The following is a 465-nucleotide window of genomic DNA, read 5'->3' on the forward strand; positions in this document are numbered from 1 at the left end:
CAGGACGCCAGCGCGGGAACGAGCGGTTCCAGGGTGGTGACCGGGACACCGAGCCTGGAGGCGAGTCCGGCGGTGTCGCCACGGTCGATCGGGTCCCAGAACGCCTCGTCGGCGGCCACGGCCGGCGCTTGGGCGCGGGTGGGGGGGTGTGGCCGCGGGGGGGGGGGCGGGTCGGTCCGCCGGGGGGGGGGACCGCGGGCCGCTGGGGGGGGGGGGGGGGGGGGTGTGGGGGGGGGTGGGTGGGGTGACTGGGTGGGGGGGGGGGGGGGGGGGGGGGGGGGGGGGCGCGGGGGGGGGGGGGGGGGCGCGGGGGGGGCCGGGGGGGGCCGTGGGCGGCGGGGCGGGGGGGGGGGGGGGGGGGGGGGGGGGCGCGGCGGGGCCCGGGGGCCGTCCCGGCGGGGGGGGGGCGCGGGGGGGGGGTTCCCGCGGGGCCCCCCCCCGGCCGGCGGGCGCTACCCGTCGATG

The 465-nt window shown here is 87.5% G+C and carries 1 protein-coding gene; it reads right to left on the reverse strand.

What is annotated here, in order from left to right:
* The coding region (locus PUR56_RS43215; RefSeq protein ID WP_443034421.1) for a hypothetical protein at positions 1 to 119 on the reverse strand (119 nt) is incomplete at its 3' end.
* Between the last annotated feature and the right edge of the window lie 346 nt (positions 120 to 465).

It is taken from the genome of Streptomyces sp. BE303 (assembly GCF_036290945.1).
Classification (GTDB): domain Bacteria; phylum Actinomycetota; class Actinomycetes; order Streptomycetales; family Streptomycetaceae; genus Kitasatospora.